We start from the raw sequence: 19,929 nt of genomic DNA on the forward strand, positions 1-19,929 counted from the left end.
ATGCCGTACTTTCTTCGCCGTTTTCTTATGGTTTTCACTCTGCTTGGCTCAGCGTTACTGGCTAGCCATCCTGCGTTAGCGCAGAGCTGGTTAATTCGCATCAGTGACACCGGGTATAGCGAACGTTTTTCGCACCTAACGCCGCTGTATACTTTTACTGATCGAGACCGCCTGCTCAGTGTCAAACAAGCCGACCTCCTGCCTTTTTTCGCCGATAGCCAAGTGCGTTATATCGAGCCTGATGCGCTCTTGAAATTGCAAGAACCAATGCAATTAGAAGACCCAGTGCAACTTGAGGAGCCGTTGCAACCAGATGAACCACAGCCATTAAGCGATTTGCAGCAAAAGAGCGGTTTTTTGCGCGCCGCTCAGGCCGCCACTGAAGTGCAAGATGGCTTAGCGATTGCGGGCTTCTCGCAGCTCAGCGCAAGCGAGCGACAGTGCGATGCCATGCGTGTCGCGGTGCTGGATTCCGGTGTTGATATCAGCCATGCAGCGCTCAGCCATGTGCTTTTCTCTGCGCCTTTTGATGTGATCAACCCAAGCGCCAGCATGAGCGATCCGTTTGGTCACGGCACGCATGTAACGGGGATTCTAGCGGCTAAACCAAGCGAAAACAGCAGCGCTCAAGGGGCATGCAGCAGCGCACAAGTGATGCCAATCCGCTTTTTAGGCGACACAGGCGGCGGGAAAATCGCCGATGCAGTGACGGGCATTCGCTGGGCGATAGACCACCAAGCCAACATCATCAACCACTCTTGGACGGTGACCCAATACTCGCAAGCGCTGTGGGATGTAATGAAGGAAGCCGACCAACTCGGCATCATTCAAATTGTCGCCGCAGGTAACTCGGGTCTCGATCTAGAACGCGACGACTTTGATGTCTATCCAGCCGAGTTTGCCGCCAAACTGCCCGCGATGTTAGCGGTCGCTAACTGGGACAACGCAAACCAACGGCTCAACAGCACCAGCAATTTCAACTGGGCCAAGGCCGACTTAGCCGCGCCTGGCACCCATATTCTCAGCTTAGCGCCGAATAACGCCACTAAAACAGAAAGCGGCACGTCGATGGCGGCGCCATTTGTCACGGCGGCCAGCGCCATGCTTTGGCAACAAAACCCCAATTGGTCGGCGGGAGAGGTCGTCAGCGCCTTAGTGCAGCAGAGCCAAACTAGCGCGTCACTGGTTAGCCGGGTGAGGCAAGGACGCATGCTCAGTGTGGCCAATTTTGCCGATATCACGGCAACTGACCCGCAAGTGCTGTCGATTGAGCGAAGCTCTGGTCAGTTTCGTCTCGCCGGGCATCGCTTAGACGAAGTCAGCGCTTGGCGCTATCGCAGCGCTGCGCAAAACAGTACTTTGGCAGAACGTGAGCGATCACTCACACCGTTGCAATCCAGTGAGAGCTTGGTCTCTTTTAGTGATTGGGATATGCCAGCTGGCTGGCTGGAGTGGCAAAGCGCGGGCGGAGAGTGGAAGCAACTTGAGTATCTGCCTGATGTTCCTGCGCCCATCAATCTCTATCAACAAAGCATGGAGCGTGGTCAGCTGCTGACTTGGCAGGGCAGCGATTATGCCAGCGAGTACCAAATTTACCGTACCAGTAACAAGAGCTACAAACAGAAGATTGCTAGCGTGAGTGGCATAACCAATCAGTATCTCGATAGCGAAGGCAGCAGTGACGCTAGCTATCAGGTGCGCTTGGTGTATCGCATCGAGGTGGGCGGCCGTGAGTTTGAACTAACTTCTCCGCTGAGTGAAAGCTCATCAGATTCCGTCGGCGAGGTCATCCAAGTGGGCCCGGTGCCGATGCAGCAAGAGGCGTGGGTGAGCTTTTTTGTTGACGAAACGAACGTGGACTTAGCCATCATCGAAGACACGCAAAATTTAGTGCACGAGGTGGTGGGCAACCGAGTTCGCCTTGCAACCGATGTGGCGCAAACCGGGCAAATCACGGTAAAAAACCGCCTCACCGAAGCGCGGCAAATGGCTTTGATTACCATAGCGGAAGCAGAAAACTGGGGCGTTTCGCTATCAGGGCAGTCGCTACGGCTGGATTTGACCTCTGCACAACTTTCTGGCGCGCAGCAAATTGCCGATGGACGCATACTGCTCTCAGGCCAATGGCTCGCTGCGCAAGGCGGCATTTTGATCCGCCCTGAGCAAGCAAACTATCAGTTTACCCAAGCCAAAGTGATCGGTAGCAGCGGAGAGAGAGCGGTTATGTTAACTAACCGTGGGCAAAGTCTCGCCATCAGCACGGGTGCCATCGCCAATGCGCAAAGCGCCGCAGAGCAAAGCGATACTTTTCAAATTCTGCTCGAAATGAGTGTCAGCCCTCTTGCGGTCGCTGGAGAGAAACGCAGCGACAGTCGCTGCTTTCTCGCCACGTCTCTGTTTGCCGACCAACCACAAACGCTGGCCTATTACCGCCACTTTCGCGACGAGGTATTACTTAATCTCCCCGGCGGCGACTGGCTGGTGGCGCAGTATTATCACTGGTCCCCACGCCTCGTCGTCTGGGCAGAAGAGCACCCTTGGTTTAAAGCCGTAATGCGGTGGGTGTTGGGGTAAAAGGCGAAAAGCGGGGAAAGAAGGTTGCTAGGAAAAGCGGGAAAAGCGGTCCTGGTTCCTAGGTTGCTAGGTTCTAGGAAGAGCGGGGAAGAGCGCTTTTTCTTCCGCTTTTGCATTTCCCAGGACCCAGGACCCAGAACCTAGAACCCTCTCTTCCTCTGTTGCTTTCCCTAGTAATCTAGTCCCTAGTAATCTCGCTTTTTCTTCCGCTCTTGCTTTCCTAGAACCAAGGGCCCAGAACCCAGGACCATTTTTCCGCTCTTGCTCTTCCGCTTTCGCTTTCCTAGAACCAAGGGCCCAGAACCCAGGACCATTTTTCCGCTCTTGCTCTTCCGCTTTCGCTTTCCTAGAACCAAGGGCCCAGAACCCAGGACCATTTTTCCGCTCTTGCTCTTCCGCTTTCGCTTTCCTAGAACCAAGGGCCCAGAACCCTCTTTTCCGCTCTTAATCCCTATCCAAATACCTCAAATACGCATTTCTTAAACGCACTTGTTGGTTTTCGAGGTAGCCAGCGCCATAGCGACCACGGTTGTGGTATTGACGTTCCAAGCTGTGTTGGAAGTTGACTGCGCCGCCAAGGCCGTTATTGATGTAGTTGTGCTTCTCATGAATGCGGGTTTGCAGTGAGAAATCAAACTGGTCGATGCCGCGAACTTGCAAGTAACCCGGTTTCATGCCGCGCCAAACATCAATCGGGAAGGCGACACCAAGCGTTAAGAACTGCTCTTTGTCTTTGCCTTCGAACTGGCTATTAAGGTAACGAGCGAAAACGTTGAAATCGCCAAACCAATGATTGGTGGTGATCTCATAGCCTTTGTCGCTGTTCCAAAACTCACCGCCGACAATATCCAATTGCCAATCCCACTCGGGGCGTGAGTAGTGGTAACCCGCCAAGCTGACTGACTTTTCCTGACCTTTGATATCGCGATGCTCATAATCACTGTACTGGTAAGAAAGCGAATGGTGACCTTGCGGAGAGTGCCAAGCGAGATCATGGGTATAACCTTCATAATCAGTACGAATGCGGCCAAGAGACAATTGATAAGCAAAGCCATAAGGTAGGGAGAAGGCTTGGTGCGCCACCACGCGATCCACCCCGCGCTCAAAGGCCGAATTTTGCCAGTAGCCACCTTCTTCGTAGTCATCACTGTTGGCCACGGGTGTCACATGGCGAATATCCAGTGCGGCGCCTTTCCATAAGGGAGCGTAAATATTGCTGGCTAAAGCTAAGCTGTAATCCCACACCCCGTACTCGGTCGCCACGCCATAGCGCAGTGTTGGCGACAAACTCAGTTGCACGCGGCCAAAACCGGACGCTTGTTGCTCGCCCTGCCAATCGGCGGCGTCGAGCACTTCACCTGGGTTGCTGGTGTCAAAGGCGAGATCGCGACAGGCGATGTTGTCGCGCAGAAAATCGCGATAACACTGCGCCGAGCTACTCACTTTGCTGGTCGCAATACCATTGGTCAGGGCGATCACTTGGAACTTGTCGCTGGTGAGTTCGAGCTCTGCCGCCGCGCTTTGCCCGTAGTAGCTAGACACTATCCCCAATGCCACACCAAGGCCATCAACTTGGTTCTGGTTATAACGGCGGTTTTCCAGTGTGACAATCAACTGCCCATCGTGGCGGCCAAGGCGCACATTCAAAAAGCCCTCGTCCAGCAGCGCTTGTTTTAGTGCTTGTAGCGAAGCGCTTTGCGCATGTTGTTGCGCGATGGTCAGTTTGTCTTGCAGGGTGAGGCGGTCACTGATTTTGGTGGGTTCGGTGATAAATTTGCTCGCCAGCGGCACACTCACTTGGGTTTGCCATAGTGGCTGTTCACTCTTTTCATGGCTGGTGTAAAGCTGATAACCGAGCGAGGCTTTCACGCCGTAAGGGAGGAAATCCTCGGGCGTCATCACTTTGACCATCGCATTGTAGGCCACGCTGTCGTATTCGCCGAGCAACTGAACGAAATCGAAAGGTTGATACTCAATGCCACCAAACGCGCCGTTCATCACTTGCGGGTTTAAGGTGGAAGAACCATAGCCAAGGCTGGCACGCACAGGCAGCGCATCAAAGGTGTAGTCGGCAACCACATATTTGGTTTCAAAATTGTTGGCCGCACCGCCCCAATCTTGCATACCAAAGGCCAGCTTGAGATTGTCATGGTGGTAGAAGTTGGGGATCTGATATTTAAACGAAGCGGAGAGGTCGCGAATCCCACCCGTTTTAGGGTTCTCATACAAATTGGTATCGTAGGTTTTCGTTACAATCCGCCCATGGGCTTCTAGCCCTTGGAATAAGCCCAAGGAGAATTTCAGCACATCCAGCTCAGCGATCTCGCCGCGAAAGGGTACGCCTTGGGCGAAGGTGTAACTAAAATCGCCGCTTTGCATCACTTGCGCGTTGGGGGTTAGAACAAGGCCAGAAAAGGCCTGATTGGCTGAGGTGACAGATAAAGGCGCACAAAGAGCGGCGCTGCTTAAAGGTAAACCACCCAGCAGCATCGCCAAGCGAATAGGATTAAGCTTCATCGGGTATCCTAAGAAAAAAGAGTCCATTTGATAACAAAAAGGCACTCACAAAGAGTGCCTTTAGCTAGCAGCTAGCGTGTTTCAGCCGAAATTAATCGCCAGTGCTACCGCCGTTACCGCCAGTACCAGTACCAGTACCTGTTGGTGGCTGGGTTGGGTCAACTGGTTTTGGTGGCACAACTGCATCATCCACTTTGGTTTCATCGACAGTTACGTCAGGAACAACGCCGTCATCGCCAGTACTGTCAATGCTGGTTTTGATGTCATTAACGAGGTTAATAACAACTTCTTTAGTGCCATCTTTAGACTTTGGATAGTCAGGGAACTCAGTAGTTACCGCTGTCACAGTCTTGCTTACTGAAGCCGCTAGAGAGTCGGCAGTAATTTCTTTAGTTGCAGACTCTTTTGCCACTAGAGTGTCAGAAAGTACGTGAGTTGTTGCCACAATTTTAGAGTACGTGTCAGCAACCGTTGGGTTTGCTTTCAATGTTTCGATAGCAGTAGAAGTATCTGAAAGAAGCTGCTCTAGGGTGACACCAGTGTCATTTGTTAGAGCATCAGTATCGATGCCTAGTTTTGCTAGTGACGCTTTTGCTTTCTCTGGAGTGTAAGGTTCGTTGCCCAGTTCTAGAGCAATAAAGGTTGTGAGCGGAGAAGCAGTCACTTTAGTGCCTGCAGTCGCAAAACCACGTGGTACCGAGTAAGAAACATTTTTCATGTTTTTACCGTTGGAGGTGTCTGTTACAACGAAACTAGGGTCTGCTTTCTGCGCGTCAGTTAAGCCGAAAGAGAAAGTACATTGAGCTGGGTCGCTGATCACTTGGGAATCAACGGCACCTGGAATATTGGCAAAGCCATCGTAGTTTGTACGTGGAATTGGGCCAGAAGTACCATCTGCACAAGAGTAAGTGCCTGGAATCCCCCAGATAGCACCATCGTAAGCCTGTACTTGCTTAACAGGATCTTTGCCATCACTGCCGCAACCTGCAAGCAAAGCTGCAGCCACACACGCTGTTAGTAGTTTAGTTTTCAAAATTAAGCTCCGGTTGTTTTAATTGGATCCAAACGCAACCTCAAGCATAGCGTTATATTAACAATGTGTAAATACTGAGCAAATTCTACGTCAAGAAAAATTCATAGAAAAGGGGGGGGAGGAAAGGGAAAGGAAAGGTACTAGGTGCTAGGAAGAGCGGGGAAGAGCGAGAAAAGCGGGTAAGAGCGGTCCTGGGAAGGGCGAGGGCGGCCCTGGTTCCTGGGAGAAAAGCGGGGAAAAGAAGGTTGCTAGGAACTAGGAAGAGCAGGGAAGAGCAGGGAAGAGCGAGAAAAGCGGGTAAGAGCGGTCCTGGGAAGGGCGAGGGCGGCCCTGGTTCCTGGGAGAAAAGCGGGGAAAAGAAGGTTGCTAGGAACTAGGAAGAGCAGGGAAGAGCAGGGAAGAGCAGGAAGAGCGGTCCTGCTTTTCCGCTTTTGCTTGCCCTCGTAACCTAGCTTCTAGAAAACTCGTTTCCTGCTTTACCTGCTTTTGCTCTTCCCAGAACCCAGTGCCCAGAACCCAGGACCTTCTTTTCCCTCTCTTCCGCTCTTGCTTTCCCAGGACCCAGGGCCCAGAACCTAGAACCTTCTTTTCCCTCTCTTCCGCTATTGCTTTCCCAGGACCTTCTCTTCCGCCCTTGCTCTTCCTAGTCCCTAGTCCCTAGAGCACCATATAGTTTGAATTTTAAGCAGCTAAACCCATCGCTATATGCAAGTTGGTAATGGCTGCCGTTCTGTTTAAATCATATTCATTTAGCCGCAAGCCTCGGTACCTTGCTCTAGGACCTTTGCGGTTGCAGATTGATGCTAGAGAGTGCTCTACTTTGACCCGCTCTCTAGCATCAGCCCGACCTTGAGACGTACTTACGTACTTCTGAAGTTTTTGCAGCATCGCTTCCTGCTCGTGTATTTTAATTTTTCGACCTTTCTCTGATGTCGTACAATCTGCTTTCTTCGGACAAGCGTTGCATTCCGTTGATTTAAAACGGGCTTGCGCTACTTTTCCAGACTTTATCATGGCAACTTTCCCTGCCTGCCGGGCACATGACACAACCTTCAACCAAGTCAATTTGGAAGGCGTTTTTACTCAGTGCTCTCTTGGACGGCGGTGTCCATGGTTTTGCAACGACCTCTTTCCCAGCTTCGTACAGCTCCGTTGTCCAGTGAGCAGCTAAATAACCCCTATCTATTTGAATTTGTTTAACTTCACCGTAAGCATTGACTTTGGGTTTTAAGTACTCCGACGCCTTGTGCTCCGGTTCGTTGGCAGGACGGACACAGGTCGCTAATATTAGCTTGTTGTCTAAGTCGACAGCAATATGTTGCTTAAACCCGCTAATCGTCCTTGAGCTTGATTTTCGCCCATGGCGCATTGTTGAGTCTGAGATAGAGATTTGCCTATCCGGCACCGAACCCTCTTTTACTTTAGGTCCATTTCCGTCCGGGTCGGGGTCAATATTCTGCTCCAAAACCTTTTCAAGTAAAGTGAGGCTCTCTTCCAGCCCTTTATGTTTAATAAAGGCGGAGGGTTGTTTTTCTAACCAATGCTTCAGAGCGTCAACATCATTTTGCAAGGTTTCAACGGCTTGATGCTTCTCGTTTTTATCTGACCAATCAATGTCTAACGCCGCTTTGACACTGCTTTTTCCTACCAGTTGTAGACCACATTCTTCGATAAGTTCTTCTTCTGAGATCATCTTGATTTGTGCAGCACAATTGACGACTAATTCAAGAGCATGTCCCACTAAATTGAACGTGTCTTCAACTCGCCCAGCGCCCTGTAGTGGGGCTGAGTCTAGGGCCACTCTGAGCTGAACATGACTAAAACCTCCCACTTCACGAGCGACATTTACGGTATGTTCAAGTAAAACTACATCCATATCGTTCGCAATTAAACGATGACGAAAATCACATAAGGTACCTTGTGAAAATGGCGATTCCTCGCTGCCTAGGCAGTCCAATACCATTTGCCAACGTTGGTCAAACATCGCTTCTAATGTCGCTCCCGCATCCGATTTTTGCTCGTATGCTTGGAGAATCGTTGCCATAGCTAAAAGAGCGGCCGGAACAGCAGGCTTTCCTCGTGGGTGGTCAGCATACATCGCCATAAGCTTATGATTAATCTCTTCATTAATGATGAGATGACGATTGGTGCGTAAGAACACAAACAGTTTTCCGGTCTGTTTTAACTTTTTGCAAATAAACTGCTCTTTTTTGGAAAGAGCAGTAGGTGGTTCCCAGTTTCTAGAATTAGACATAATCCATCAGTTGATAAGTTAATAATACTGTGTATTTGATCATGTTTTGGGTCTAAAGTCACTGTGTGATTTTTAAACTGATCGGTGCTCTAGTCCCTAGTCCCTAGTCCCTAGTCCCTAGTCCCTAGTCCCTAGTCCCTAGTCCCTAGAGCACCATATAGTTTAAATTTTAAGCAGCTAAACCCATCGCTATATGCAAGTTGGTAATGACTGCCGTTCTGTTTAAATCATATTCATTTAGCCGCAAGCCTCGGTACCTTGCTCTAGGACCTTTGCGGTTGCAGATTGATGCTAGAGAGTGCTCTACTTTGACCCGCTCTCTAGCATCAGCCCGACCTTGAGAAGTACTTACGTACTTCTGAAGTTTTTGCAGCATCACTTCCTGCTCGTGTATTTTAATTTTTCGACCTTTCTCTGATGTCGTACAATCTGATTTCTTCGGACAAGCTTTGCATTCCGTTGATTTAAAACGGGCTTGCGTTACTTTTCCAGACTTTATCATGGCCACTTTCCCTGCAGGACATGTGACACAACCTTCAACCAAGTCTATTTGGAAGGCGTTTTTAGTCAGTACTTTTTTGGACGGCGGTGTCCATGGTTTTGCAACGACCTCTTTCCCAGCTTCGTACAGCTCCGTTGTCCAGTGAGCAGCTAAATAACCCCTATCTATTTGAATTTGTTTAACTTCACCGTAAACATTGACTTTGGGTTTTAAGTACTCCGACGCCTTGTGCTCCGGTTCGTTGGCAGGACGGACACAGGTCGCTAATATTAGCTTGTTGTCTAAGTCGACAGCAATATGTTGCTTAAACCCGCTAATCGTCCTTGAGCTTGATTTTCGCCCATGGCGCATTGTTGAGTCTGAGATAGAGATTTGCCTATCCGGCACCGAACCCTCTTTTACTTTAGGTCCATTTCCGTCCGGGTCGGGGTCAATATTCTGCTCCAAAACCTTTTCAAGTAAAGTGAGGCTCTCTTCCAGCCCTTTATGTTTAATAAAGGCGGAGGGTTGTTTTTCTAACCAATGCTTCAGAGCGTCAACATCATTTTGCAAGGTTTCAACGGCTTGATGCTTCTCGTTTTTATCTGACCAATCAATGTCTAACGCCGCTTTGACACTGCTTTTTCCTACCAGTTGTAGACCACATTCTTCGATAAGTTCTTCTTCTGAGATCATCTTGATTTGTGCAGCACAATTGACGACTAATTCAAGAGCATGACCGACTAAGTTGAATGTATCTTCAACTCGACCTGCGCCCTGTAATGGCGCTGAGTCTAGGGCCACTCTAAGCTGAACATGGCTGAAGCCTCCCACTTCACGAGCGACATTTACGGTATGTTCAAGTAAAACCACGTCCATATCGTTCGCAATTAAACGATGACGAAAATCACATAAGGTTCCTTGTGAAAATGGCGATTCCTCGCTACCTAGACAGTCCAGTACCATTTGCCAACGTTGGTCAAACATGGCTTCTAACGTCGCTCCGGCATCCGACTTTTGCTCGTATGCTTGGAGAATCGTTGCCATAGCTAAAAGAGCGGCCGGAACAGCAGGCTTTCCTCTTGGGTGGTCAGCATACATTGACATAAGCTTCTGATTAATCTCATCATTAATAATGAGATGACGATTGGTTCGCAAGAACACAAATAGCTTGCCAGTCTGCTTTAACTTTTGGCAAATAAACTGCTCTTTTTTTGAAAGAGCAGTAGGTGGTGCCCAGTTTCTAGAATTAGACATAATCAATCAGTTCATGAGTTAACAATACTGTGTATTTGATCATGTTTTGGGGCTAAAGTCACTGTATGTTTTTTAAACTGATCGGTGCTCTAGTCCCTAGTCCCTAGTCCCTAGTCCCTAGTCCCTGCTCTCCCCCCTTCCCCAAAAAAACAATTTGTGCTGTACGCCACAATATGGATAATAAGCCGCCATAAATATTATTAATCATGACAGAATCCTAACAACTGTCATGAAACGTCAGTAATTTGTCGTTTGGTTTCTTATCCGGCGGCAAATTCATCATGCGCTGTGTGGTTGTGCGTATACACCAACGGGCGGTAGCGTGCCTAAACTGTGATGCTCTGATTAAATAGATGTTTAATTTCAAAGCGTTAACAATGAACTTGTCTTGGTGTGTACAAACAACTGACGCTGTTTTCAATCCCTGATTAGGCATTAGACAGCGTAAATAACAGAATGAAAAATAACGGAATATCGGGTTTTAAAACCGGGGCTGTGTAAACAGACTATAAAATCAGACTATGAAATATAGTTAAGTGCGATCATGGAAGCGTGTTTAACTATATTGAATACCTGAGCCTAGCAAAGGCTAGCTACTCCGGAAATCAAAACCACTTTGTGTTCACCCAAGAGTGCGGTTAATCACTCTGGCATTATGATGATTTGGCTTACATGGAACTAAAAAGAAAACTTCTGTTAGCAACCTTGCTACCTGTCTTGCTTGCTGGATGTACCGTACCCGGCTCTCACCTCCCCATCGACAACAAAACGCGCGTTGAAACCAATCAGAGCGAAGAAAACGATCTCTCGCAAATGGTGAATCTCTACCCGCTGACAACGCAAACCATCTCGACCTACCTCACCACGCCGCCTTCGGTTTCTCGTGCTAACCCTGAGCTTGATAGCCAGCTTGCGCGTTACGAATACCAAATTGGCCCCGGTGACATTCTCAACGTGACCATTTGGGACCACCCCGAACTGACCATTCCTGCCGGCTCTTACCGTAGCGCCGAAGAGGCAGGTAACTGGGTTCATGCTGATGGCACCATTTTCTATCCTTATATTGGTACTGTCGAGGTGGCGGGTAAAACCGTGCGTGAAGTACGTGCCGATATCGCCAAGCGCTTAGCGAAATTTATCGAAAGCCCTCAGGTGGATGTTAACGTTGCCGCGTTTCGCTCGAAAAAAGCCTACATCACAGGGGAAGTTTCCAGCCCAGGCCAACAGCCGATCACCAATATCCCGCTCACCCTGCTGGATGCGGTTAACCGCGCTGGCGGCCTAGCGCAAGACGCCGATTGGCGCAATGTGACCCTAACGCGCAACGGTGAAGAGCAACAAATCTCCCTTTATGCGCTGATGCAGCGTGGCGATCTCACACAAAACCGCTTATTGCAACCGGGCGACATCGTCCACGTGCCGCGCAACGACGGACAAAAAGTGTTTGTGATGGGCGAAGTAAAAGATCCCAAACTGCTGAAGATGGATCGCTCCGGCATGAGCCTGACCGAAGCCCTCAGCAGTGTCGGCGGTATTAACGAGCTCTCTGCCGACGCAACTGGCGTGTTTGTTATCCGCACTTCAGACAACAAATCCGAGCGCATGGCCGACATCTACCAACTCAATATCAAAGACGCCTCTGCTTTAGTCATCGGCACTGAGTTTGACCTCAAACCGTATGACATTGTGTACGTCACCGCCGCGCCAATCACCCGCTGGAACCGTTTGATCGGCCAGCTACTGCCAACCATCACTGGCTTTAACAACCTAACCGAAGGCGCGTTAAGGGTGAAAACTTGGCCGTAAGAAAATGCGAAGCATTTTAAAGGGACGAGGGAAGAGCAGGGACGAGGAAGAAAGAGCAGGAGCGAGTTTTCTAGGGACTAGGAAAAGAGAAAGAGCAAAAGCCTAGCAAACTGCTCTTACCTAGTAATCTAGCAACCTTCTCTTCCTAGCAACCTAGGAAAAAAGGAAAATCATGCGTTATAAAGAGCTGGAAATTTGGAGACGTAGCTATCAAGTTGTTTTGCAAGTTTACAGCTTACTTAAAAGTTGCCGAGATTATGGCTTAAAAGATCAAATTTCGCGTGCTGCAGTTTCTGTTCCATCAAATATTGCAGAAGGCTCTGAAAGAGGTAGTTATAAAGACAACATTCGTTTTCTTTATATTGCTAAAGGTTCTTGCGCTGAGTTGGCAACACAGATTTCTCTAGCAACTGATTTGGGTTACATCCACTCGGAAAATGGGTTGGAACTAGAGTCAGAAATATTAGAAGTAGGTCGAATGATTGGCGGCTACATTAAATTTCTTTCTCAGCATGTGAAAGAAGATAGCGCCGAATATTTCTAGGAAGGGCGGAAAAGCAGGAGCGAGTTTTCTAGGGACTAGGAAAAGAGAAAGAGCAAAAGCCTAGCAAACTGCTCTTACCTAGTAACCTAGCAACCTTCTCTTCCTAGCAACCTTCTCTTCCCTAGCAATCTAGAAAACTGCTCTTACCTAGCAACCTGAGGAAACATGTTTAACAAAATTCTAGTCGTTTGTGTCGGTAACATCTGCCGTTCTCCTACTGGGGAGCGTGTGTTGCAAAAGTTACTGCCGCATAAAACCATTGCTTCTGCGGGCATTGCTGCGGAAAAAAGCCGTTTAGTCGGTAAGCCAGCCGATCCCATGGCGATCGAAGTCGCGGCCGAGCACGGGGTGGATGTGGAAAACCATCACTCTCAACAGTTAACCCCGCAGCTATGCAGCCAGTATGATCTCATCTTAGTGATGGAAAAAAGCCATATGGAAGCGCTGACGCAAATGGCACCAGAAGCACGCGGCAAAACCATGTTATTCGGCCAATGGATCGGGCAAAAAGAGATCCCCGACCCATACAGACAAAGTAAAGAAGCCTTTGACTACGCTTACAAGTTAATTGACGAAGCTGCCCAAGCCTGGGCGAAGAAGTTGTAGAAGAGCGGTTAAGAGCGGGTCCTAGGGGAAAAGCGGCCCTAGTTCCTAGGAAGAGCAAAATCTAGAACCCAGAACCTAGGACCCAGAACCTAGAACCCAGAACCTAGAACCTAGAACCTTATTCAAAAATCCACCAACCCGGAAATTTACGAGACAATGACAACACCACAAACTCGACCTTCTGTTGATAACGCTTCTGACGAAATCGATTTAGGCAAGCTGCTTGGTATTTTATTGGATGCCAAATGGTTCATCTTCGCCATTACCTTTATCTTCGCGGTCGGTGGGGTGGCGGTGGCGCTGCTTTCTACGCCGATCTACAAAGCCGATGCCTTGCTGCAAATTGAGCAAAAAAGCTCCGGTGGCATTAGCTCTTTGGTGGGCGATATGGGCGAACTGTTCTCGCAGGAATCTTCCGCCACCACTGAAATTGAAATTATCAAATCGCGCATGATTTTGGGCGACACGGTGGATAAATTTAACCTCACCACCGTTATAGAGGCGAAGTACTTCCCGCTAGTCGGCAAGGGCCTCGCGCGTATGGCTGGTAAGGTAAACCAGATTGAGGTGAGCCGCTACCAAGTGCCCGATTACGCGCAGGGGATGAGTCATACCCTAGTGGTGACCGATGAAGCGCAGCAAAGCTACCAGCTTGTGCGTGAAGATGACACTGTAGTACTGCAAGGTAAAGCGGGCGAGCTGGCGAAAAACGACGGTTATGAACTGTTTGTTACCGAGCTGCGTTCTCACACTGGGCAAGAGTTTGCCATTGGCCAGCGCAACCGTTTAGAGGCGATTGAATGGTTAAAACAAAATCTCTCCATTTCTGAGCGCGGCAAGCAGACCGGGATTTTACAACTGAGCTTTGAAGGCGAAAACCGCAAGCAAATTAGTGAGATCCTCAACCACATTAGCCAAACCTACTTTTTACAAAACGTTGAGCGCAATTCTGCGGAAGCGGAAAAAAGCCTGACCTTTTTAAAAGGCCACCTACCGGATATTAAAGACAGCCTCACCGCCGCCGAAGACAGCTTAAACCGTTTTCGCCAAGAGAACGACTCTATCGATCTCGGCCTAGAAGCCAAGTCGACCTTGGATGTGATGGTGAAGCTTGAAGCGCAGCTCAACGAACTGACTTTTAAAGAGAGTGAAATTAGCCAGCGCTTTACCAAAGATCACCCGGCTTATATTTCGCTACTCGATAAACGTGAAACGCTACTTAAAGAGCGCGAGCGTTTAAACCAGCAAGTACAAAAGCTGCCGAAAACCCAGCGTGAAGTGCTGCGTATGACACGTGATGTGGAAGTGAACCAGCAGATCTACATTCAGCTACTCAATAAAGTGCAAGAGCTGAGCATCATCAAAGCAGGCACGGTGGGCAATGTGCGCATTTTGGATGAAGCGCAAACCTTTATCAAACCAATCAAACCGAAAAAACCACAGATTGCGGTGCTAGCCACCTTGCTGGGCGGCATGCTCAGTGTGGCGTTTGTGCTAGTTAAAGCCGCATTGCACCGCGGAGTTGAAACACCCGATCAAATCGAGCAGATTGGCCTTTCTGTGTACGCCAGTGTGCCAAAATCAACCCTGCAATTAGCTTTAGCCGAAAAACTCAAGCGCAAAGGCAAACACAACAAAGACTTGGCGCTGCTTTCAGAGAGTAACCCGGCGGACCTTTCCATCGAAGCGCTGCGCGGCCTGCGCACCAGCTTACACTTTGCCATGCTGGAAGCGAAAAACAACGTGCTGATGATCTCTGGCCCCGCACCGGGCATTGGTAAATCCTTTATCTCCACTAACTTTGCCGCCGTGGCGGCGAAAACGGGGCAAAAAGTACTATTGGTAGATGCCGATATGCGCAAAGGCTATTTGCAGCAATGTTTTGGCCTTAAGTGGGAAAATGGCCTCTCGGATTACCTAGCGGGCAAGATCGATACCGCGACTGCCGTGCAACACGTCAAAGTGGATAACCTCGATATTATCACCCGCGGCCAAGTGCCACCTAACCCATCAGAGCTTTTAATGCACCCGCGCTTTAAACAGTTGGTGGAGTGGGCGAGTGAAAACTATGACTTAGTGATTATCGATACCCCGCCAGTACTGGCGGTGACCGACCCAAGTATTGTTGGCTCACTCGCAGGCACCACGCTGATGGTGGCACGCTTTGGGCAAAATACAGTGAAAGAGATTGAAGTGGCACGTAACCGCTTTGAGCAAGCGGGCATTGAGGTGAAAGGCGTAATTCTGAATGCCACCGAGAAACGTGCATCAAGTTACTACGGCTATGGTTATTACAACTACAGCTATGGTGAGAGTAAGAAAGCCTAAATCACAGGGAGGGCCAATAAATAGCTTCAGTCCTTCCTATTTAATGAAACCAAATACTTAAATTTTTTGTTGGTTAGTAGTATGTCAAAGAAAAAAGTTCTTACCGTTTTTGGCACCCGTCCAGAAGCGATTAAAATGGCGCCGTTAGTCCACGCTTTGGCGGCAGATGAGCGTTTTGAAGCTAAAGTCTGTGTAACTGCTCAGCATCGTGAAATGCTCGACCAAGTATTAGAGCTGTTCGAAATTACGCCGGACTACGATCTAAACCTGATGAAAGCAGGTCAAACGCTCAATGAAGTGACTGCGCGAATTCTGTTAGAGTTAAAGCCTGTTTTACAGGAATTTAAACCCGATGTCGTGCTCGTTCACGGAGACACAGCAACAACGTTTGCAGCCAGCCTTGCCGCCTATTATGAGCAAATTGCTGTTGGTCATGTTGAGGCGGGGCTGCGCACCGGAAACATCTACTCGCCATGGCCAGAGGAAGCCAACCGTAAGCTCACGGGGGCGTTAACCACATATCATTTTGCACCAACGGAAACTTCCAAGCAAAATTTGCTGCAAGAGAATTACGCGCCAGAGAATATTTTCATCACGGGTAATACGGTGATTGATGCGCTGCTGATGGTGAAAGAAAAAATAGAACAAGATGCCGATCTAAAAGCAACCTTAGCAGCACAGTTCCCTTACTTAGATGAAAGCAAAAAACTCATTTTAGTGACAGGTCATCGACGCGAAAGCTTTGGCGGTGGTTTTGAGCGTATCTGTGAAGCTCTAGCAAAAACAGCGAAACAGCACCCCGAGGTGCAAATTCTCTACCCTATGCACCTAAACCCTAACGTGCGTGAACCCGTTAATCGTATTCTAGGTAGTGTGGAAAATGTGCTGCTGATTGAGCCGCAACAGTACTTACCCTTTATCTACTTAATGGACCGAGCGCACATTATTCTCACCGATTCCGGCGGTATTCAAGAAGAGGCTCCATCCCTTGGCAAACCCGTGTTGGTGATGCGTGATACCACCGAACGGCCAGAAGCGGTGGCTGCAGGAACAGTTAAATTAGTGGGAACAGATGTAGAAAAAATCGTCTCCAACCTAAACACCTTGCTGACCGATACTGAAGCCTATCAAGCGATGAGCTTTGCTCATAACCCATACGGTGATGGTAAAGCGTGCCAGAGAATTCTAGATTCCTTGTGCAAGTAACTTTTAAATATCTCCTAGAACCAGGAAGAGCAGGCCCTAGGTTCTAGGAAGAGCAGGTTCTAGGAAGAGCTAAAACCTAGAACTAAATTTATATATATTTTTAGGACTCGTAAAAATGTCTTTTGAAACCATTTCAGTAATCGGCTTAGGCTATATCGGTTTACCTACTGCGGCGATGTTTGCATCACGTAAAAAGAAAGTGATTGGTGTGGATGTTAACCAACATGCTGTTGATACCATTAATCAAGGCAAGATTCATATTGTAGAGCCAGATCTCGATATGATGGTGCATGCAGCAGTCAGCGGCGGCTATTTAAAAGCAACTACCACACCAGAAGCGGCCGATGCCTTTTTGATTGCCGTGCCAACGCCATTCTTACCTTGTGTAGAGGGCGATATTCCAGCACCGGATCTCTCTTACATTGAAGCCGCGAGTAAAGCGATTGCTCCTGTACTGAAAAAAGGCGACTTGGTGATTTTAGAATCGACCTCTCCTGTTGGTGCAACCGAGCAAATGGCCGCATGGCTTGCTGAAGCGCGCTCTGATATTACCTTCCCGCAAACACACGCTGAAGAAGCGGATGTAAATATTGCACACTGCCCAGAGCGCGTTTTACCTGGCCATGTGGTGCGTGAGCTAGTTGAAAACGACCGAGTAATTGGTGGCTTAACAGCTAAGTGTTCAACGCGTGCAGTGGAACTCTATAAAACTTTTGTTCAAGGTGAATGCGTAATTACCAATGCGCGTACCGCGGAAATGGCTAAACTGACCGAGAACAGCTCCCGTGATGTACAAATCGCCTTTGCCAACGAGCTATCTATCATCTGTGACAAGCTAGACATCAACGTATGGGAGCTAATCGCACTAGCAAATCGTCACCCACGAGTAAACATTCTCCAGCCTGGCCCTGGTGTGGGCGGCCACTGTATTGCGGTAGACCCTTGGTTTATTGTGTCAAAAACACCAGAAGAAGCACAAATCATCCACACTGCTCGTAAAGTGAATGATTCAAAACCTGAATGGGTAATTAATAAAGTTAAGCTAGCTATTGCTGACTTTTTACAAGCTAATCCAAGTAAAACCACAAAAGATACTACGATTGCTTGCTATGGACTAGCATTCAAGCCCAATATTGATGATTTACGAGAGAGCCCCGCGCTGAACATCGCAGAAAAGGTTATTGCGTTGCATGCTGGGCCGGTGCTTTTAGTAGAGCCTAATATTAGTGCACTACCAAGCACTGTAAATAGTAAAAATTCAAAATTAGTTGAGCTAGAGCAGTCTTTCGCAAGTGTAGATATCGCGGTTGTTTTAGTTGATCATGATGATTTCAAAGAGCGCCGCAACCAATTTAAGATGTGTCCAGTAATTGTGGATACTAAAGGGCTTGTTTGTATTAGGTAAAACTTTTGAAAACAAGTAATTTCTACAAATCAGTTGCAGTACTATTAAGTGGTACTGCAGCAGCCCAAGCAATAACCTTATCAATATTACCTATTCTTACGCGGATATATTCTCCAGAAGAACTAGGGATGTTAGCGATATTTACAGCAACCACTTCTATTTTGCTAACAGTTTCTTGTTTACGAATGGAAATGGCGATACCTATTCAAAAGTTTGAGGTGGAAGCTAGAAGCGTTTTAGTTCTTTGTATTCAGCTGGTTACTTTTAACGTTATTATTTGTTTGATATTTTGTTTTGCTATTTATTTCATATTTCCAGAGCTGCTTGGTGGATTAGGAAAATTAGTTTTTCTTATTCCTGTCGGAATATTACTCGGTGGAGTCTATTTAGCGATTAATAATTATGCTGTAAGAGAAAAGGAATTCTCGTTAATTTCGAAGTCTAGGCTCCGGCAGTCAATAAGTTGTGCCTTTATACAAATCTTTGGTGGTCTATTTGGGTTTGGTGCAATTATGTTGTTGCTCGGATATATTTTTAATCTAGGAGCCGGTGCTTTTTACTTAAAAAAAAGGCTTTTGGAAGATCTGGATTTTAAAAGTTTTGTGAAATTTGAAAAATCAAAAGAAATATTTTACCAAAACATTAGATTTCCAAAATACTCAGTTGTTGAGTCATTTGCAAATACTGCTGGTATTCAAATTCCAGTTCTTATTATAGCCTCAAGTATTGGAGTGGCTGAGACAGCTTTTTTATTCCTAGCCATGCGTATAATTCAAGCTCCCATGGCTTTGCTAGGAAACTCTATATCCCAAGTGTTCTACTCTCAAGCTTCTGAAAACTATAAGGAAGGCACCCTATCTAGTTTGACCTTGAAAGTCAGTGAGTCTACTTTTAAAATTGGTGTCGGCCCAATTATATTTATTGCCGTTGTTGCTCAGAATATTGTTGGAAAGGCTCTAGGTCAGGATTGGGAAGTGGTGGGTGTTTATATTACAACGATGTCACCTTGGTTTTTATTTCAGTTTCTAGCTTCACCGATTTCACCTGTGATGTATGTAACTGGAAAACAAAACTTATTTATGCGACTCACTATATTTGGTTTTTCTTTAAAGATTTTTTGTATCACAGTAGCTGCGATAAAAGGTCTGTATGTGATTGAGTCATTTGTATTTGCTAACACACTTTTTTATATGGTTTGCTTTTATATTTTTTCTCAGGTTGGTGGTAACTCAATGGGCAATATAATAAAGTCGTTTATGAAAGTAGTCTACATTCCTTTCGCTTGGTTATTTGGAGCGTTATTTATTAATCACATCTTAGCGGTCTTTTAATTATGTTTAAAAATCTTTTTCGTAGAATGTGCGCTCCATTTGTTCTACGTTTTATTTGTTTTTTTATTGATAGGAAATATATAGCTGGCCGATATTTTGAAGAAAGTTATATTGGATATGGGTGGGCAATCAAAACTATTTGGTATAGAAATATATTGAGGTTGGCTAAACCGTCAAAATTACCAGTTCACTCAGGTTGTATAGTATCAAACCCAGATAATATCATTTTTCACCCTGACGACTTGCACATATTTCAGGTTCCAGGTACGTATTATCAGAACTTTAAGGCAAAAATTTATATTGGTAAAGGATCATACATAGCTCCCAATGTTGGTATTATTACTGCGAATCATTTATTTGGCGATTTGGATAATCATGTTGATGGGGAAGATATTGTCTTAGGCGAAAAATGTTGGGTAGGAATGAACTCGGTTATTTTACCTGGTGTAGTACTAGGACCTAATTCAGTTGTTGCTGCGGGTTCAGTAGTGACAAAGAGTTATCCAGAAGGAAGTGTTATTCTGGGCGGTACACCAGCTAAAGTTATTAAAAATTTGAATACCTAAGCTTGTGGTCTATTCTACCAT

The 19,929-nt window shown here is 47.3% G+C and carries 12 protein-coding genes and 1 pseudogene; 9 read left to right on the forward strand and 4 right to left on the reverse strand.

Going from position 1 to position 19,929, the window contains the following annotated elements; all coding sequences use genetic code 11:
- Complete coding sequence (locus I3X05_RS01085) at nt 1-2,574, forward strand: S8 family serine peptidase (RefSeq protein ID WP_337970896.1); 2,574 nt, start codon at nt 1-3, stop codon at nt 2,572-2,574.
- 444 nt (nt 2,575-3,018) lie between these two features.
- Here the strand turns inward: I3X05_RS01085 and I3X05_RS01090 are convergent, their stop codons facing one another.
- From I3X05_RS01090 to I3X05_RS01105, 4 genes and pseudogenes are all read right to left on the reverse strand, one after another.
- The gene (locus I3X05_RS01090; protein WP_193277861.1) at nt 3,019-5,091 is read right to left on the reverse strand and encodes a YjbH domain-containing protein; all 2,073 of its coding nucleotides are present in this window, start codon (nt 5,089-5,091) and stop codon (nt 3,019-3,021) included.
- Nucleotides 5,092-5,182: 91 nt separating this feature from the next.
- Nucleotides 5,183-6,124, reverse strand: coding sequence for an excinuclease ATPase subunit (locus tag I3X05_RS01095; protein ID WP_193167851.1), 942 nt, complete (start codon nt 6,122-6,124; stop codon nt 5,183-5,185).
- Between the two features lie 681 nt (nt 6,125-6,805).
- Nucleotides 6,806-8,378: pseudogene (locus I3X05_RS01100) on the reverse strand (transposase).
- A 169-nt stretch (nt 8,379-8,547) separates the two neighbouring features.
- Entirely contained in the window at nt 8,548-10,116 is a 1,569-nt protein-coding gene (locus I3X05_RS01105; RefSeq protein WP_045569236.1) for an IS1182 family transposase, read from the reverse strand.
- 672 nt (nt 10,117-10,788) lie between these two features.
- On the opposite strand from I3X05_RS01105, the gene I3X05_RS01110 reads away from it, so the two are divergent.
- The 8 genes from I3X05_RS01110 (at nt 10,789) to I3X05_RS01145 (ending at nt 19,908) form a co-directional block, all read left to right on the forward strand.
- Nucleotides 10,789-11,922: a polysaccharide export protein gene (locus tag I3X05_RS01110; protein WP_045572436.1), complete on the forward strand. Its 1,134-nt coding sequence runs from the start codon at nt 10,789-10,791 to the stop codon at nt 11,920-11,922.
- A 172-nt stretch (nt 11,923-12,094) separates the two neighbouring features.
- Complete coding sequence (locus tag I3X05_RS01115) at nt 12,095-12,466, forward strand: four helix bundle protein (RefSeq protein WP_045572437.1); 372 nt, start codon at nt 12,095-12,097, stop codon at nt 12,464-12,466.
- 165 nt (nt 12,467-12,631) lie between these two features.
- The gene (locus tag I3X05_RS01120) at nt 12,632-13,072 is read left to right on the forward strand and encodes a low molecular weight protein-tyrosine-phosphatase (protein WP_045572438.1); all 441 of its coding nucleotides are present in this window, start codon (nt 12,632-12,634) and stop codon (nt 13,070-13,072) included.
- A gap of 156 nt (nt 13,073-13,228) precedes the next feature.
- The gene (locus tag I3X05_RS01125) at nt 13,229-15,400 is read left to right on the forward strand and encodes a polysaccharide biosynthesis tyrosine autokinase (RefSeq protein WP_337970897.1); all 2,172 of its coding nucleotides are present in this window, start codon (nt 13,229-13,231) and stop codon (nt 15,398-15,400) included.
- An 81-nt stretch (nt 15,401-15,481) separates the two neighbouring features.
- On the forward strand, nt 15,482-16,606 hold the full coding sequence (gene wecB, locus I3X05_RS01130) for a non-hydrolyzing UDP-N-acetylglucosamine 2-epimerase (RefSeq protein WP_337970898.1): 1,125 nt from the start codon (nt 15,482-15,484) through the stop codon (nt 16,604-16,606).
- Nucleotides 16,607-16,721: 115 nt separating this feature from the next.
- Nucleotides 16,722-18,011 (forward strand): UDP-N-acetyl-D-mannosamine dehydrogenase, encoded by a 1,290-nt coding sequence (gene wecC / locus I3X05_RS01135; RefSeq protein ID WP_337970899.1) that lies wholly within the window; start codon nt 16,722-16,724, stop codon nt 18,009-18,011.
- Nucleotides 18,012-18,016: 5 nt separating this feature from the next.
- The gene (locus I3X05_RS01140; protein WP_337970900.1) at nt 18,017-19,342 is read left to right on the forward strand and encodes an oligosaccharide flippase family protein; all 1,326 of its coding nucleotides are present in this window, start codon (nt 18,017-18,019) and stop codon (nt 19,340-19,342) included.
- Between the two features lie 2 nt (nt 19,343-19,344).
- The gene (locus I3X05_RS01145; protein WP_337970901.1) at nt 19,345-19,908 is read left to right on the forward strand and encodes an acyltransferase; all 564 of its coding nucleotides are present in this window, start codon (nt 19,345-19,347) and stop codon (nt 19,906-19,908) included.
- The last annotated feature ends 21 nt before the right edge of the window (nt 19,909-19,929 follow it).

Source organism: Vibrio navarrensis, assembly GCF_015767675.1.
In the GTDB taxonomy this organism is placed as follows: Bacteria; Pseudomonadota; Gammaproteobacteria; order Enterobacterales; family Vibrionaceae; genus Vibrio.

Excerpts from the sequence above, each read along its gene's own strand:
- I3X05_RS01085 (WP_337970896.1), top strand. The coding sequence starts at position 1 with ATGCCGTACTTTCTTCGCCGTTTTCTTATGGTTTTCACTCTGCTTGGC.
- I3X05_RS01090 (WP_193277861.1), bottom strand. The coding sequence starts at position 5,091 with ATGAAGCTTAATCCTATTCGCTTGGCGATGCTGCTGGGTGGTTTACCT.
- I3X05_RS01105 (WP_045569236.1), bottom strand. The coding sequence starts at position 10,116 with ATGTCTAATTCTAGAAACTGGGCACCACCTACTGCTCTTTCAAAAAAA.
- I3X05_RS01110 (WP_045572436.1), top strand. The coding sequence starts at position 10,789 with ATGGAACTAAAAAGAAAACTTCTGTTAGCAACCTTGCTACCTGTCTTG.
- I3X05_RS01115 (WP_045572437.1), top strand. The coding sequence starts at position 12,095 with ATGCGTTATAAAGAGCTGGAAATTTGGAGACGTAGCTATCAAGTTGTT.
- I3X05_RS01120 (WP_045572438.1), top strand. The coding sequence starts at position 12,632 with ATGTTTAACAAAATTCTAGTCGTTTGTGTCGGTAACATCTGCCGTTCT.
- I3X05_RS01125 (WP_337970897.1), top strand. The coding sequence starts at position 13,229 with ATGACAACACCACAAACTCGACCTTCTGTTGATAACGCTTCTGACGAA.
- wecB (WP_337970898.1), top strand. The coding sequence starts at position 15,482 with ATGTCAAAGAAAAAAGTTCTTACCGTTTTTGGCACCCGTCCAGAAGCG.
- wecC (WP_337970899.1), top strand. The coding sequence starts at position 16,722 with ATGTCTTTTGAAACCATTTCAGTAATCGGCTTAGGCTATATCGGTTTA.
- I3X05_RS01145 (WP_337970901.1), top strand. The coding sequence starts at position 19,345 with ATGTTTAAAAATCTTTTTCGTAGAATGTGCGCTCCATTTGTTCTACGT.